At 70.8% G+C, this 15,748-nt stretch carries 15 protein-coding genes; 10 read left to right on the forward strand and 5 right to left on the reverse strand.

Annotated features, from left to right (window positions below; genetic code table 11):
* Nucleotides 1-30: 30 nt before the first annotated feature.
* Nucleotides 31-462 (reverse strand): hypothetical protein, encoded by a 432-nt coding sequence (locus Cco03nite_RS40170; protein WP_203699299.1) that lies wholly within the window; start codon nt 460-462, stop codon nt 31-33.
* 315 nt (nt 463-777) lie between these two features.
* On the opposite strand from Cco03nite_RS40170, the gene Cco03nite_RS40175 reads away from it, so the two are divergent.
* Nucleotides 778-3,297, forward strand: a complete 2,520-nt coding sequence (locus Cco03nite_RS40175) for a CHAP domain-containing protein (protein ID WP_239168052.1) — start codon at nt 778-780, stop codon at nt 3,295-3,297.
* A 49-nt stretch (nt 3,298-3,346) separates the two neighbouring features.
* Here the strand turns inward: Cco03nite_RS40175 and Cco03nite_RS40180 are convergent, their stop codons facing one another.
* Nucleotides 3,347-3,787 (reverse strand): VOC family protein, encoded by a 441-nt coding sequence (locus Cco03nite_RS40180; protein WP_203699301.1) that lies wholly within the window; start codon nt 3,785-3,787, stop codon nt 3,347-3,349.
* A 67-nt stretch (nt 3,788-3,854) separates the two neighbouring features.
* Nucleotides 3,855-4,052, reverse strand: a complete 198-nt coding sequence (locus tag Cco03nite_RS40185; protein ID WP_203699302.1) for a hypothetical protein — start codon at nt 4,050-4,052, stop codon at nt 3,855-3,857.
* Between Cco03nite_RS40185 and Cco03nite_RS40190 the strand changes: the two genes are divergently transcribed.
* The 3 genes from Cco03nite_RS40190 (at nt 4,051) to Cco03nite_RS40200 (ending at nt 6,560) form a co-directional block, all read left to right on the forward strand.
* Nucleotides 4,051-4,245, forward strand: coding sequence for a hypothetical protein (locus tag Cco03nite_RS40190; protein ID WP_203699303.1), 195 nt, complete (start codon nt 4,051-4,053; stop codon nt 4,243-4,245). The genes Cco03nite_RS40185 and Cco03nite_RS40190 overlap by 2 nt on opposite strands.
* Before the next feature lie 60 nt (nt 4,246-4,305).
* A complete protein-coding gene (locus Cco03nite_RS40195; protein WP_203699304.1) occupies nt 4,306-4,980 on the forward strand; it encodes a hypothetical protein in 675 nt (224 codons plus the stop codon).
* 212 nt (nt 4,981-5,192) lie between these two features.
* Nucleotides 5,193-6,560 (forward strand): RICIN domain-containing protein, encoded by a 1,368-nt coding sequence (locus tag Cco03nite_RS40200; protein ID WP_239168050.1) that lies wholly within the window; start codon nt 5,193-5,195, stop codon nt 6,558-6,560.
* Nucleotides 6,561-6,617: 57 nt separating this feature from the next.
* Here Cco03nite_RS40200 and Cco03nite_RS40205 read toward each other — a convergent pair whose 3' ends face one another.
* Both Cco03nite_RS40205 and Cco03nite_RS40210 read right to left on the reverse strand, forming a co-directional pair.
* Nucleotides 6,618-8,138 carry an RICIN domain-containing protein gene (locus Cco03nite_RS40205; protein WP_239168051.1) on the reverse strand — a complete coding sequence of 507 codons (1,521 nt, stop codon included), beginning with the start codon at nt 8,136-8,138 and terminating at the stop codon, nt 6,618-6,620.
* 161 nt (nt 8,139-8,299) lie between these two features.
* Entirely contained in the window at nt 8,300-9,379 is a 1,080-nt protein-coding gene (locus tag Cco03nite_RS40210; RefSeq protein ID WP_203699305.1) for a glycoside hydrolase family 18 protein, read from the reverse strand.
* 255 nt (nt 9,380-9,634) lie between these two features.
* On the opposite strand from Cco03nite_RS40210, the gene Cco03nite_RS40215 reads away from it, so the two are divergent.
* The 6 genes from Cco03nite_RS40215 to Cco03nite_RS40240 form a co-directional block, all read left to right on the forward strand.
* Complete coding sequence (locus Cco03nite_RS40215; protein ID WP_203699306.1) at nt 9,635-9,820, forward strand: thiazolylpeptide-type bacteriocin; 186 nt, start codon at nt 9,635-9,637, stop codon at nt 9,818-9,820.
* An 80-nt stretch (nt 9,821-9,900) separates the two neighbouring features.
* Nucleotides 9,901-10,089: a thiazolylpeptide-type bacteriocin gene (locus Cco03nite_RS40220; protein WP_203699307.1), complete on the forward strand. Its 189-nt coding sequence runs from the start codon at nt 9,901-9,903 to the stop codon at nt 10,087-10,089.
* Between the two features lie 134 nt (nt 10,090-10,223).
* A complete protein-coding gene (locus tag Cco03nite_RS40225; protein WP_203699308.1) occupies nt 10,224-11,162 on the forward strand; it encodes an ABC transporter ATP-binding protein in 939 nt (312 codons plus the stop codon).
* Nucleotide 11,163: 1 nt separating this feature from the next.
* Complete coding sequence (locus tag Cco03nite_RS40230; RefSeq protein WP_203699309.1) at nt 11,164-11,919, forward strand: ABC transporter permease; 756 nt, start codon at nt 11,164-11,166, stop codon at nt 11,917-11,919.
* Nucleotides 11,916-14,555 carry a lantibiotic dehydratase gene (locus Cco03nite_RS40235; protein WP_203699310.1) on the forward strand — a complete coding sequence of 880 codons (2,640 nt, stop codon included), beginning with the start codon at nt 11,916-11,918 and terminating at the stop codon, nt 14,553-14,555. The genes Cco03nite_RS40230 and Cco03nite_RS40235 overlap by 4 nt, the downstream gene beginning before the upstream one ends.
* On the forward strand, nt 14,552-15,748 hold a 1,197-nt coding region (locus Cco03nite_RS40240; RefSeq protein WP_203699311.1), incomplete at its 3' end, for a lantibiotic dehydratase C-terminal domain-containing protein. The genes Cco03nite_RS40235 and Cco03nite_RS40240, both read left to right, overlap by 4 nt.

Consider the following 15,748-nt stretch of genomic DNA (forward strand, 5'->3'; position numbering starts at 1 on the left):
CTTAACCTGACCGCGCCGGCGGCCGGGGGGTCACGCGGCGGGGTGGTCGACTTGCTCGCCGAACGGTTCGATCGTCCCGTCCCAGCCGTTCCAGCCCTGCTGGGTGATCTGCCCGTCGGCGTACGTGTAGGACCAGCCGGCGCCGTCCTCGCCTTCGATGGTGACGACCCCGGAGCGCACGAACGGCGCGATCGCGACGTAGAAGGCCGTGGCCTGCTCCGACCACTTGGGGTCGTTGCCGTCGTCGTGGTCGAACTCGATCCAGTCCCCGTCGCGGGTGACCGCGGCCGCGGCGAACTCCGCGATGTCGGCCAGCGTGTCGCTCGGCGGGTAGGCGTGCTCGGATCGCGGGTCGTACCAGCCGCGCCGGTCACGCCAGGCCGCTTTGACCGCGGCCACGGCGGCGGCGTCCTGGGCTGCGGGGAGGTTCAGACGGCCGGAAGGATGCACCAAGTAACCCACGGCGCCCAGGCTAAGGCATTTCCCCCCATCTCGCAGCGGCATGTGGCAGAGCCTTATCCTTGCCGATATTGCGATATATCACACAAGATTGATGACGCTGGCTCCAATATGGATCCGTACCAGGCGGCCAGCCTGCGCGACCGGCTCGGTCCTCGCCGAGCGATGTGGCGTTGAGGGGTCACCTCCACCGATCGGACGCTGCTAGGGTGGCCCACCGGTGATCATCTTGCGACGTTGCGGTGATCGCACTCATCCCTTCGGCGAGGAGCACCTCACTTGCGCCTGCGAAAAATCATGCTGGGAGGTGTCGTGTCGATGTTGCTGTCGACCGGCGTCACCGTCCTGGCGACAGCCACGCCGGCCAGCGCGGATCCCACCTTCCCGCTGTACGGCCCCTACCCGGCCTCCACCGCCATCGACGGCCGAGGCAGCATGAACCCCGAGGACCGCACCCGGATCGACGCGTACCTGACGGGCGCGCAGATCTACCTGCGGTGCCAGGACTCGGGCCCGTCGGTCGGCGGCAGCGGGATCTGGGACTACACCCGCGAGGGCTACTGGATTCCCGACGCGTACGTCAAGACCGGCACCAGCGGTTTCGTCAGCGGCGTGCCGCGGTGCCTCTCGCTGGGCATCGACGGCCACGCCTCGGCGGGCTCGCCGCACGGACCGTACGCGGCCAAGGTCGACGTCAACGGCCGGGGCAGCGCCAACCCGGCCGACACGGTGCGGGTCGACGCCTACCTGGCCGGCAGCCTGCTCTACCTCAAGTGCCAGGACTACGGCATCGCCGTGGAAGGCAGCACGCTGTGGGACTACACCTACGACGGCTACTGGATCCCTGACGTCTACGTGCAGACCGGCACGTCGGGTCGCATCCCCGGGGTGCCGACCTGCACCTCGCTGGGCATCTCGCCCGGGGTGACGACCAACCCCAACGGCGGACGGCAGTTCCAGGTGCGTACCACCCTCAATGGTTACCACGCCAAGAGCCTCAGCGCGAGCAAGGTCGTGGACAGGTACGCCGAGGGCACCTTCATCACGGTGATGTGCCAGGCGTACGGCGAGGCGAACTACGGCGGCTCGACGATCTGGGACAAGACCAGCGACGGGCTGTGGGTCGCCGACTTCTACGTGCGCACCGGCTCGTCGGGCATCGTCATGAACAAGTGCGACAACGACGGGCCCTCCGGCGGCGGCAACCGCTACCTCGCCAAGACGACGCTCAACGGCTACTCGGGCAAGAGCCTGAACTCGACCGCGACCGTGGACAAGTACCCCGGCGGCAGCTACGTCACCATCGTCTGCCAGGCGTACGGCGAGTTCAACTACGGTGGCTCGGCGGTGTGGGACAAGACCAGCGACGGGCTGTGGGTCGCCGACTACTACATCTCCACCGGCAGCGACGACATCGTCATGAGCCGCTGCGACAGCACCCCCAAGCCGACCGGCGGGCCGGGCAACCCCAGCGTGCCGAACACTCCGGCGCCGGGCAGCTTCATCGACTGGGAGAAGCGGGACAAGATCGTCAACGCGGCCAAGAGCCAGCTGGGTACGCACGAGTGGGGCGACAACTGCAACCCGTACGGCCAGAGCGGCGTCAAGTGCGGGTGGGCCTGGTGCTCCATGTTCGCCAGCTGGACCTGGCGGCAGGCCGGCATCGACGTGTTCTTCCCGTACAGCGGCAGCTTCTACGGCTGGGGCCAGGCCCGCGGCCTGCTCCGGTCCAAGACCAACATCCGGCCCGGTGACGTGGTGCTGTTCGGCAGCAGCTCCGGGGCGAGCAACCACATCGGGGTGGTGGTCGGCGTCGATCCCGACGGCCGGATCACCACCATCGAGGGCAACTGGAACAACGCGGTCCGGCTCGTCGGCCCGTACGACCCGGTCAACCCCGGCCCGACGCACGAGAACATCTACGCCGTGGTCGCCCCGGTCAACGACGGCTCGCAGGTGTGGCAGAGCAGCCCCGCGATCGGCTCGGACGCGACCTGCACCGAGAGCAAGACCCACCTCGGCGTGACCTACCTGCTGTGCCTGGAGGGCACGGGCGCCTCCACCCGGGCCGTGCTCGCGGTGCGCCCGGACAGCGACATGCCGGTCCGGGCCATGGTCTCCCACAACGGGGGAGTGTTCACCTGCCAGACCAACTACATGAGGGCAGGGGTCTGGCGAAGATGCCAGAGCGGCTACGAGACGGCGAGCAAGTGGCGTCCCTCCACGGCCGACGCCGACGTGACCGTCGGCGGCAGCGAGCGTCCGGAACTGCACGTCGGCAACGTGGGCCTCTACGGGTCGGCGCAGGAGACCGGCACCTGGTGCGGCCCGGCCGCGATGCAGTCCGCGCTGGAGGCGATGGACGCCAGCCCGCTGCCCAGCCAGTCCACCCTGGCCGGCCACTCCGGCTCCACCTCGACCGGCACCCTGCCGAACCGGATGGCCTCGACCATGTCGGCGTACACGCCGATCGTGGGCACCGGGCTGAAGACCTACGGCTGGTACTCGTTCGGCGACGGCGGCCTGCCGCTGGAGTACGGACTGGACCGGGTGCGCCGCGGCATCGACAACGGCCAGCCCAGCATCCTGCTGGTCAAGCCGCAGTTGCTGCCGTGGGGCACGTCCGGGGGCAGCGGCCTGCTGCGCCACTGGGTCGTGGTCTACGGGTACGGCTCCAGCGACAGCAGCGCCGGTGAGACGGGCCAGTACACGAGCAACTTCACCGTGTGGGACCCGTGGGACGACACCCACCACCGGATGAACATCGACCAGCTCATCACCGCGGCGAACGCCGCCGAGGTCCCGGGCGACATCACCACCGTGTCCCCGGTTCTGTGAACCGACCGGTGAGGTGGCCGCGTCGCGGCCACCTCACCGGATGTCCGGCTCAGTTCAGCTGCTGGGCCAGCGCGAGGATGATCCCGCTCGGCCCGCGCAGGTAGCACAGCAGGTAGCTGTCCTCGAAGCGGGACACCTCGCCGACGGGTTCGGCGCCGTGCCGGCGCAGCCGGGCGAGGGTGTCCTCGAGATCGTCCACGGCGAACATGACCCGGTGCAGGCCCAGCGTGTTCGGCGGGGTGACCGCCGGGGTGGGGGTGACCATCTTCGGGCTGTGGTACGTCACCAGTTCGAGCCGGCCCGGCCCGTCCGGGACCCGCATCATCGCGACCTCGCTGCGCATGTCGCCGAGCCCGACGACCTTCTCCGCCCAGCTTCCCTCGATCAGCGATCTGCCTTCCAGCTCCATGCCGAGTTCGGTGAAGAACGCGACGGCGGCGTCGAGGTCGTCGACGACGATGCCGACGTTGTCCATTCGCTGAATCGTCATGTCCCCGAGGATAGGGTCCAGGCCCGACGCCGGCGGCTCGACCAGCCGTTTTGCCGCCGACGAGACTTCATTCGACGGTCGCGGCGGCCGCTGGTCCGCCGACGGGCGAGCCCGCCTGCGAGGCGGCCCGCCACTGCGCGATCAGCGCGGTGTACTCGTCGACACCGGCCCGTGCGGCGGCGACGGTGTCCTGCCTGCGGTCCGCGTCGAAGCACCGCCTTGGCACCAGCGAGAAGTTGACGGGGGCGAATAACGTTGTCGTCATGCCGGAAGGATTGAACAGCCTGTTGCTGGGGCTCGTCACGCTGTTCGTGCTCTATTGGGTGGTCCGCGCCGCCATCGCCCACGGCATGTGGGACGCCTGGGACCGGCGCGCCCGCCATGAACGCAAAACCGTGCACCAGTCCGCCGTGCGGGCCGCGGCCGACCTGCCACAGGGGCCTGAGGCAGCGGAGTGACGCCGCCGCGGTCCGGGTCGGGCACGCGCGGAGGTCGCTGATGGCGTTACCGTCGCGGCCATGGTTGATCAACCGTGGTTCCCGGTCATGGCCGATGACGAGTATCCGTGTGTGCTCAGCGAGTCCGAGCAGGTGTTCATCACGGCGTTGCGCGCGGCCGCCGACGCCTGGCGCGCCGAGCCGGCGGACACCTGGGTCTGGCGGCTGTGGGACGAGCCGCCGCTCCTGATCGCCGTAAGCCTGGCCGACCCGCAGACGCGATCGGGTCTGGGCATCTTCGGGGTGCACCTGATCGACGGCCGGATGCGCGGCGACCGGTTGCACTCTCAGCTCTACGACCTGCCGGAGCGGCCGAGCAGCGTGGCGGTGGACAGCACGGGAGGGCCGTCGGAGCTGGTGGGGCGCTGTGCGTCCTGGTTCGAGGCGGTCCTGCGCAAGCCGGTCGTGCGTTACGAGTGGCTGCACGAGGGTGCCGTCTACGCCGACCGGTATCTGTTCGCCGACTCGGGCGAGGGCCTGACCCAGCGCTACGTGCGCTCGCTCGCGCCGTGGGGCCAGGCCGATCGGCTGACCGCGGCAGGGCATGTGCACGGCAAGGGCTGGATCCAGACCGCCGGGTTGGGTGTCCCGGACCGGTTCGTCCACGTGCGCGGCGACAGGGACCAGGCGGTCATCCCGGCGGGCGTCGCGGAGGTCGCCGTGCCCTGCAGCACCTCGGGAATCCGGTACGAATAACGCCGGCTCGTCCACCTGGCCCGGTCACGACGTGTGGCCGGGCCTCTTCGTCGCCGCTGGGAGAGCGCTTCCCGAACTGCTTCCTGTGCCAAGTACGGCTCAGGAGAGCGTTTCCCCATCTAAAAACTATTGACTCGCCGGGCATCGCAGTCATAATTTTCACTGTCTCGATGTCCTCGCGAACATTATGCTCGCCGTCCCTGGGAGGTCTCGTGTTCCGAAAACCCGCTGTGTCCAGTGCGGCGCTGCTGCTGCTCGCCGCCGGACTGGTCAGCGTCGCCGAGCCGCTGCCCGCGGCCGCCGCCAGCTGCAGTGTCCTGTTCGACGACTTCCAGTACAGCTCGTCGGCCGATCCGGCGCTGGCGGCCCGGCACTGGACGGTGCGCGGCGGCGGCGGGGGACCGGGCATACCCGGCGCCTCGTGGCTGCCGTCCAACGTGACGTTCCCCGTCGCGGACGGGCAGAAGGTGCTCCAGCTGTCGTCCTGGACGGACGGCACCGGCGCGGGAACGGCGCAGACGGAGATCTACCACCAGCGCAAGTTCTTCGAGGGCACCTACGCCAGCCGGGTCCGCTTCACCGACACGCCGGTCTCCGGCAACGACGGCGACCGGGTCGTGGAGACCTTCTTCACGATCACCCCGCTGGCGTACTCGATGGACCCGAGCTACGGCGAGATGGACTTCGAGTACCTGGCGAACGGGGGATGGGGCGAGACGGGTCCGGCGTTCTTCGAGACGACCTGGGAGACCTACCAGCCCGACCCGTGGATCGCCGACAACGTCCATGCTGTCCAGCGGCGCAGCCACAACGGCTGGCACGAGCTGGTGGCACAGGTCGGCGGAGGCCGGGTCAAGTACTACATCGACGGTGCGCTGGTCGCCGACCACGGCGACAAGTTCTATCCCGAGACGCCGATGTCGATCAACTACAACCTGTGGTTCATCGACAGCGCCGGTCACACGGGCGGCCGCAGCACCTACATCCAGCAGGTCGACTGGCTGTACTTCGCGGGCAACGAGGTGATCTCGGGCGACGTCGCCCGCAACCGGGTCAACGCCTACCGGGGCCTGGGGACCACACATGTGGACACCGTCGGCACCGGCGGCAGCTGCCCCGAACCCGGCGGCAGCGGCGGGCCGATCTCCGCCACGACCTGGTACAGCATCGTCAACAAGACCAGCGGCAAGTGTGTCGACGCCCGTGCCTCGGGCACCGCCAACGGCACCGCGATCCAGCAGTACACCTGCAACAACTCCAACGCCCAGCAGTACCTGTTCCAGCCCACCGCCGGCGGCAACGTGCGGATCAACAACCGCAACAACGCCGCGCAGGTCCTCGACGTGAGCGGGGTGTCGGCCGCGGACAACGCGGTCGTGCACCTGTGGGCCTACGTCGGCGGCGCGAATCAGCAGTGGACACCCGTAGCCGAGGGCGGCGGCTACTACCACTTCGTGTCCGCGCACAGCGGCAAGTGCCTCGACGTCCCGGCCGCCTCCACCGCCGACAGCGTGCAGCTGGTGCAGTACACCTGCAACGGCACCGGCGCGCAGTCGTTCCGGCTGGTGGCCCAGCCTTAGCAGAACGGGCGGCTCGCGGACCTGCTGTCCGCGAGCCGCCCGGCGACACCAGGACCGTCAGACGGCCGTACGCGACCACTGCTGGTTGGTGCCGGTGTTGCACGTGTACTGCTTGAGGATCGCGCCGTCCGCGGTCGAGGAGGCGGGCACGTCCACGCACTTGTTGCTGTGCCGCGCCCGCAGCTGGAACCAGCTGCCGTTGGCGACCATCTGGAACTGCTGGTTGGTCCCGGTGCCGCAGGTGTACTGGATCAGCTCGGCACCGTCGGCGGTCGAGGCGTTCACCACGTCGAGGCACTTGCCGCTGTGCCGGCTGACGATGCGCCAGTAGCCGCTGCCGGCGTCGGCGAACTGCCACTGCTGCCAGGCGTTGCCGTTGTAGGTGTACTGGCCGATCCGCGCACCGTTGTCGGTGTTCGGGGACTGCACGTCCATGGCCTTGCCGCTGTGCCGGACGTTGATCCGGTAGAACGTCGTCGGTGTGGGCGAGGGGTCGACGACCGTGTCGCCCCAGCCGTACCGGACGCGGTTGGCGCCGGAGGCGTTGCGGATGCTCAGGTTGAGGTCGGTGCCGCTGCCGCTGAAGACGAACATCGAGTACCCGTCGTAGCCGAGGCTGCCGGTCGGTTTGCCGCCGAGGGCGGGCCAGTAGGTGCCGCCCATCTGGTTGTCCCGCATGACCTGGGCCATGGCGCGGATGTGGCGGACGAAGTTGTCGGTGCTGTTGGCGTCGGCGTAGTTGAGACCGGTGTGCATGGCCGCGCCGAACTCGGTCGCCACCGCGCGGGCGGCGCAGCTGCCCAGCCGCGTCTGGATGTGGGTGCGGAACGCGTCGTAGGTCATCGCGCTGTAGAAGAAGGCGTAGTGGTGGAAGGACAGCAGCGTGGCGTTGAAGCGGCTGTCGTTGCAGACGTCGCGCAGGTCCTGGCTGTAGCCGGTGCCGCCGATGAGTACCCGGCCGGGCGGGGCCGAGTAGTGGTAACTGAGCCAGTTCGCCGCGACGTCGCGCCACTCCGCCGACGTGTAGCCGTGCGGCTCGTTCATCGGCTCGAAGTAGACGCTGCTGTTCGAGCCGTACGTGCTGGTCACGCTGGACCACATCGTGTTCCACGCGGCGAGGTTGGTGATCCTGCCGCCGGAGGCCGCGCCGTCCTCCCAGTACGCGAGGATGACCTTGAAGCCGCGGGCGGTGGCGGCGTCGATGGCGCCGCGGTAGGCGTTCCACCAGGTCGTGTTGGCCACGGTGTGGGTGTTGATGGGCAGCCGGACGGTGTTGACGCCCATGGTGGCGGCCATGTCGTCGTAGAGGGCGTTGGCCTTGGCCCGCACCGTGGCGTTGCTGTCGGACTGGCTCAGACCCTGCACGACGAGCGTGCCGGTGCTGAAGTTGTCACCCAGCACGGCCCAGTTCATGCCCCGGAACTGGCTGGTGGCGGCGCTGGCCGGCGCGGCGGACACGACAAGGCCCGCCGTCGCGGTGAGTGCGGTCACCGCGAGCGCGGTCAGCCACCGCCGCAACGGCCGGGTGCTCGGCGACGGATCCGGTGCGCGACCGTCGGACGACATGATTCGGGTCATGGGGTGTCCATTCCTTAGCTCCGATGTCCTGGTGACGACGTGAATCCCGTGGGCTGATGTCGTCTGTGTTACATCGGAAAGGCAATCGAGCACCTGACGCCACAATGTGATCCGAAACGTTCAAGAGCGCTCAGAGCCGAACTGCGCCCTCGACGGCGGCGTCAGGCGTGCGGCCGGAAGGGGCGGGTCATCGCCGTGAGCAGGGTGTGCTCGTCGTCGTCCCCGCCGAGATGCCAGGTGAACGCGCCCCGCAGCCCGTGCCGTGCCGCGTACGCGGCCCGCTCCTCGATGGACTGCGCGTCCTCGTAGCTGGCGAACGTCCCGGTGCCGGGGTGGTGCAGCCACGGCGAGCGGGCCACCGGATGGCGGTGGCGCTGCCAGGCCGGATCGGGCAGCAGGTCACGGCTGATGTCGCGCCAGTCGCCGATGTACACGGCCTCGACCTGGGGCTGGTACAGCCCGGCGTGCTCGCCGGCGGAGGCGACGCGGAAGCCGCGGCCGTAGAACGGCACGCCCAGCACGAGCTTGTCCCGGGGCACGCCGTGGCGCTCGTAGTAGTCGACGGCCCCGGTGACGTTGTTCCACCGGCGCAGGCCGGCTTCGAGCGGGTCCTGGTCGACCTCGGCCAGCGGCGCGTTGAACGTGGCGACCGGCGAGAAGCCGGTGCCGAAGTCGTAGGTCATCAGGTTGACGAAGTCGAGCGTTTCGGCGAAGGCCGCGAGCTCGTAGCTGTCGGCCGGGTCGTACGGGCCCGCCGACTGCAGCCGGCCGGCCGGCAGCGCGGCGACCAGCAGCCGGGACGGGCCGAGGCCGGCACGGAGCTGCCGGGCGAGGAGGGTGGCATGGTGCTGGTCCTCCGGCCGGTGGGTCACCTCGGCAGGGCCGCCGGAGACGGGGAACTCCCAGTCCAGGTCCAGGCCGTCGAACCCGTCGGCCAGTGCCAGGCACTGCTCGACGAAGTCGGCGCGGGACTGCGGCGTGAGCGCCGCGTCGGAGAAGCCGTCGGCGCCCCAGCCGCCGATCGACAGCACGATGCGCAGGCCGGGGTCGTCCTGCTTGCGCGCGGCCAGGGCGGCGCGATGCGCGGGCGCCCACGGCGGCAGCTGCCAGCGCCCGTTCTCGCAGGTGGCGAACGCGTAGAAGAGGTGGGTCAGCACTCCGGCGGGCAGCGTGTCGATCGGGCGCGTGTCCTCGTCCGCCGCGTGGAAGTAGGCGCCCAGCACCGTCTGCCCCGTGATCATCCATGCACGGTATCAGCTCGCCGGTTGATCCAGTCCGTCTACTCCGGACGGTGATGCGCAGGTCAGGGGCCAAAAGAAGGGCCGGGCCTGGGGGTGGACGCGATCGTCTTCCAAAAACGACGGCGGGACCGCTTGACTTCCCGCACACGTTTGAATAATCTCAAGCGTAGTTAAGAACATGAACGTGAAACACAGCTACAGCGACTAGCCGGACCCGCCACGGTCCGGGCGAAGTGCCGAAGGAGGTGCAACACCATGGCCGAGACATCGACCACCTGGGACCTGATTCCCGAGTACGACATCGCGTTCGACCTGGATGACCTGGACCTGGGGCCGCTGACGGTCACGGCGATGCGGGACTCCATGGCGCTCCCGGAGACCGGGGCCTCGTGGATCAACACGAGCGGCAACGCGTCCTGCTCCTGCTGCTACGTCACGTGACCTGAGCTTCCCGCCGCCTCCTCCTCTCCAAGCGGCGGGGGATCCACGACCTTCCAACCATCGAAATGAGGTGAATTCAAATGTCGAACGAAGACTTCAACGTCGACGAGCTCGAGCTGGACGACCTGTCCGTGACCTCGATCCGCGACTCGGCCGCTCTGCCGGAGACCGGTGCCTCCTCGGGCAGCTCCAGCAGCAGCGCGTCGTCGTGCTGCGGCAGCTCCTCGTGCTGCTCCTCCTGTGGGGACAGCCCGGAAGAGGCCGCCTGAGCCGGCACCTGAACCGGAACGGCAGCGTCAGGGACTGCCGGCACTCCGGACGAACCGGGGTCTGAACCACCCCGCAGCACCGATCCGAGGGGGCACGAGTCATCGTGCCCCCTCTTTCATCTCCGGGAGAACCCGTGGAAGTCATAGCTCGCCTTGAACACGTCACCAAGACGTTCGGCAAGGTGGTCGCCCTCAACGCCGTGTCGCTCACGGTCTCGCGCGGAGTGACCGCCGTACTCGGCCCCAACGGGGCCGGCAAGTCCACCATGATCGAACTGCTGTCCGGCCTGCGCCACCCCAGCAGCGGCCGCGTCGAGGTGCTCGGGGGCGACCCGGGCGACATCGCCGTGAAGGCCCGCATCGGCATCACCCCCCAGCGCACTGCGCTGCCGTGGCGGCTCACGGTCACCGAGACCCTCGACCTGATCGCCGCGCACTACCCCAAGCCGCTGTCGCGCGATGAGGTCGTGCAGCGACTGGGTCTGGAGAAGTTCCTCAAGAAGCGCAACGGCACGCTCTCCGGTGGCCAGCGCCGCCGCGTCGCCCTGGGCGCCGCCCTCATCGGCAACCCGGAGCTGCTCTTCCTCGACGAGCCCACCACCGGCCTCGACGCCGACAGCCGCGACCAGCTGTGGGCCGCCATCGCCGAGGTGTCGGCCGGCGGCCGCGCCGTCCTGCTCACCACCCACGACATGGCCGAGGCCGAGCACCTGGCCAGCCGCATCGTCGTCATCGCCGACGGGCAGGTCGCCCGCGACGGCTCCCTCGACGACGTCATCGTCGAGGTCGGATTGCACCTGGTCGAGCTGGAGGTCCCCGCGGGGACGTCGCCGCTGACCTTCACCACCATCCCGGCCGAGCGCATCGAGCAGCTCGGCAACCGCACGAAGATCTACACCGCCGATCCTGACGCGACCGTACGCGCCCTCGTGCTGGACCGGGTGCCGTTCCGCGGCATCCGCGTCGAGCGCGTCGGCCTGGAGGAGGCGATCCGGGCGATCACCGCCGGCGACGGCGACTCCGTCGTGCCGGTCAGCCCCGCGGTCCCGTCGCTCGCCGAGAGGGTGTCCTGACATGCGCCACGTCCTCCTGCACGCCCGCGCGCACCTGCGCGACACCAGCCGGATGCCCGTCTACTGGGTGCCCGCGCTGCTGTTCCCGCTGGTCTTCTTCGGGCTGTTCGGCTACACCAACGCCACCAGCCTGGCCAAGATCGGCCTGGGCAGCGAGTACGTCATCACGCCGTTCCTGCTGTTCACCACGCTCAACGTGACCATCGTCAGCCTCTCGGCCGGCGTCGCCGCCGACCGCGAGAACCCGTGGGAGCAGCGCCTGCGCGTGCTGCCGCTGCCGGCGCTGTCCCGCTTCGCCGGGCGGCTGCTCTACGTGCTCGGGTTCAACCTGGTCAGCTGGATCCCGCTGCTGCTGCTCGCCGTGTTCACCACCGACCTTCAGCTGCCGCCGTCGCAGTGGCCGATCTGGCTCGGCGCGGTGCTGCTCGGCGCGATCCCGTTCGGGCTGCTCGGCATGGCCATCGGCTACCGGTTCCCGCCGCAGGGCGCGATGACCGTCGCCAACATCCTGTTCATGCTGCTGGCGTTCCTGGGCGGGCTGTTCGTGCCGGTCAAGCAGCTGCCGGCGGCGATCCGCGACGTCGTGGTCTTCCTGCCCACCCATGAGTACCAGCACCTGGTGCTGGCCATCATCGGCCGCGCCGACCGGATCGCCGCCCCCACCTGGACCATCGGCGTGCTCGTCGCATGGACCGTCCTGTTCGCGCTGCTCGCCAGGCTGGCGTTCCGGCGCGACGAGGGGGTGCGGTACGGATGACCGAGCTCGCCATCGCCGATGCCGCCGCCCGCACCGGGCGGCCCGACGACCGGAAGGCCGTCGAGCTGGCGCCGTACGCCCTCGTGCGGCTGGCCGCGCTGCCGTACCCCGCCGTGCCCGAGGGCGGTGCGGAGTTCCGCGACTGCCTGGCCCGGCTCGTGCGGCTGCGTGTCCGGCTGACCGAGACGGCCGGTGACCTGGCCGACGCGCTCTACGCCAGCGCCGAGGGGCACGACGCGGACTTCCACCGCAAGGTCGTGCTGCCGCTGCGGCGCGACGTGCACAACGGACGCCTGCCCCGGCCGGCGATCCTCGACGTGCTCGGCGACCTGCCGGACCGGGTCCCGCTGTTGCGGGAGTGGCTGGACGCGATGGCGGAGGTGACCGCGATCCGCGCGGCGCTGTCCGCCGCGGCCCCCTCGGCGCTGGCCGCCGAGCGGGCCGCGCTGGCGGCCACCTGCGCGGCGGACCCGCTGCGCAGGGCGGTCACCCTCACCGGCGCCGACCTGCTGCGCGGCATCGACCGCTCGGCCGCCGGCGGCGCCAACCCCGACTCACGCGCCCGCAAGGGCGAGCACAACGCGCTGCGGTACGCGCTGCGCGTCAACTCCAAGACCAGCCCGCTGTCCTGGTTCACCTACGTCGCCTGGGGCGAGTGGGCCGGGCCCGGCGAGCCCGAGCAGCTGGCCGGCGAGCCGGTCGCCGTCGCCCGCGCCAACCGCACGCTGCTGGTCAGGGTCGCCACCGCGGCCCTGGTCCGGCTGCGCGACCGGGTGCCGTACCGGCTCGCGCCCAGCATCCGGGTGGTGGACGGGAAGGTCAACTACCGGCGGGACACCCCGCTCGGCTACGGCGACCGCATCGTCGCAGCCCGGGAGGAGGACGTCAGCCTCGCCTACAGCGCCCCGGTCGCGCTGGTGCTCAGCCTGGTCCGCGCGGCGGGCCCGGCCGGGGCGGCGCCCGCCGAACTGGTCGCGGCGCTGGCCGAGCGGCTGCCGGGCGAGCGCGCCCGCGCCGTCGAGGTGGCCCGGCGCTACCTGGGCCAGATCATCGACGGCGGGCTGCTCGTGCCGATCCACCCGGCCGACCCGCAGGACGTCGACGCGGTGGCCGCCACGGCGGCCTGGCTCGATGGGTACGGCCTGGGCGAGCTCGCCGCGCTGCTGCGCGACATCGACGAGCGCACCGCCTCGTTCCCGGCGCTGCCGGTCGAACAGCGGGTCGGGGCGCTGGCGTCGCTGCGCGAGACCTGGCTGGCGGCGTTCGCCGCGTCCGGGGCCGAGTGGCTGGAGTCGCCGGTGCTCAGCGAGGACGTCAGCCTGCGGGCCACGCTGCGGCTGGGCGCCGCGCACGGCCGCGACGCCGCCGAGGGCCTGGCCGGGATCGGCCCGGTCGTGGAGCTGTTCGACCAGTACCTCGTCTTCCGCCGGCTCAGCCGGGACCGCTTCGTGCAGCTGTACGGGCCGGGCGGGCGGTGCACCGACCTGGCCGGGTTCGCCCACGAGATGGGCCTGATCTGGCAGGCCGGCGGGCTGGTGTCGCTCGGTGGCACGGTCAGCGACCATCCGCGTTTCGCCGAACTCGTCTCGCCGCAGCTGATCGAGCTGGGGCAGGCGCGGGCCGCGGTCACCCGGCTCATCGACGCCGACAACGCCGGTGACCCGGCCGAACGGATCCTCAGCGACGAGGCCGTACGGCTGGCCGCCGAGGCGCTGCCCGGCTGGGTGCGGGCACGGCCGGCGTCGTACAGCTTCTTCGTGCAGCCGGTCGCCGGCAACGGGCGCACCGAGCTGGTGCTCAACCACATCTACGGCGGCTGGGGCCGGTTCACCAGCCGGTTCCTCGACCTGATCGCGCCGCAGGCGCGGGCCAAGGTCGCCGCCCAGGTGCGCCGCGGCTTCGGGCCCGGCGCCCGGGTGGCGCAGTGGCGGCCCGTCAGCGGCTTCAACGCCAACCTGCACCCGCTGGTCGTCGACGACGAGATCGCCGAGGACCCGGCCTGGAGCTCGATCGCGGTGGACCAGCTGGAGATCTGGCACGACCCGGCCACCGACCAGGTGCGCCTGCGCCACACGCCCAGCGGCGACACGCTCGACGTGCTCTACCTGGGCTTCCTGGTGCCGTTCATCCTGCCGGACCGGTTCGTGCCGCTGTATCTCGACCTGTCCAGCGGCCTGGCGTCGCTGAACCACCTCGCGCCCAGCCGCAAGGTCGGCGACGTGCGGGTCCGGCCCCGGCTGCGGCACCGCGACATCGTCCTGGCCCGCCGGTCGTGGCGGGTGCCCGCCGACGACGTCGAGGCGTTCAAGGCCGCGATGGCCGCCGAGGGCGACGTGCCCGCCGAGGCCGCCGCCGCGTGGCTGGCCCGGCACGGGCTGCCGGCCGAGCTGTTCATCGGCCCGGAGGGCGGCGAGATGAAGAGCGCCGACGACTTCCAGCGCTACATGGGCCAGCACAAGCCGCAGTACGTCGACTTCGGCAACGCGCTGCACCTGCGCAACCTGCCGAAACTGCTGGTGCGGCATGACCGCGGCGTCCGCGTCGAGGAGGCGTTGCCCGTGCCCGGCTCGGGCAATCCCGACGGGCGGGTCGTCGAGCTCGTCACCGAGGTCTACCGGAAGGGAAGCACACGATGACCACGCACGATGGCCTGGACGTCATCTGCCACTACTACGACGCCGTCAAGGCGCCGCTGCTGCGCGACGCGGTGCTGCCCGCGCTGGCGGAGACCACCGGCGTCGCGACGCACCTGGAACGGCACTGGCTGCACGGCCCGCACGTGCGGGTCTGCCTGCGCGGCGAGCCCGCCGCCGTGGCAGACGCCGCCGCGCTGGTCGCCGACCGGCTGCGCACGCACCTGGTCACGCGCGGCTCCAAGGCCGTGACCAGCGACGCCGAGCTGCTGCACCGGGCCGCGATAGCCGGCCGGGTCGAGCTGGTCCCGCCGCCGTACACGCCGATCTGGCCGGACAACACCGTCAGCATCGTGCTGCCGCAGACCACGGCGCTGGAATCGCTGCTGGGCGGGCCCGCCGCCGTCGAATGCCGTAACGAGCTGCTGCGCCTGGGCATGCCCGCGGTGTCGGCGTCGCTGGCGCACCTCGGCCAGCGCGGCGACGTCGCCGGGGCCCGGGTGTGGCTGCTGCTGGTGTCGATGGCCGCGCACGCCGGGCGCTACCCGCTCGGGCTGGGCGCCGGGCACCAGTCGTTCCTGTCGCATCTGGAGGACTTCCTGCTCTTCCACGACCCGGACGGCACCCTGCGCCAGACCTACGCCCGGCACTGGGACCGGCACGCCCCCGCGGTCACCGACCTGGTCACCCGGGTCGCCGACGGCCGCGCGCAGTCACCGGTCGAGGCGGCCTGGCTGGACTGGACCCAGGCCGCCCGCGCCGCCGCCGAACCCGCCTTCGACCGCGGCGAGCTGCCGCTGGTGCCCGGCGCCGCCTACACCGACCGGGCCCGCCAGGTCGGCGACGAGCGCACCCTGCGCCAGTGGGACCCGGCGCAGCGCACCGAGTTCAGCGCGTACCACGAGCAGCTGCGCAAGGTGGACTTCGAGAAGGTGCCGTTCGCCCGGGAGTTCGTGGTGTACCGCTTCGCCACCAACATCCTCTACCAGCTGCTCAGCGTGTGCGACGTGGAACCGGCCGAGCGCTACCTGGCCGCATACCTGGTCAGCCAGGCCGCCGAGCGGATCACGGGCATCACCTGGCGCGAGCGGCTGGACCGCTACCTGGCCGCGCAGCGGACAGGTCAGGAGCACGGTCTGGCCGCGCAGCGGACAGGTCAGGAGCACGGTCTGGCCGCGCAGCGGACAGGTCAGGAG

The sequence above is a fragment of the Catellatospora coxensis genome (assembly GCF_016862635.1).
GTDB classification, from domain to species: Bacteria; Actinomycetota; Actinomycetes; order Mycobacteriales; family Micromonosporaceae; genus Catellatospora; species Catellatospora coxensis.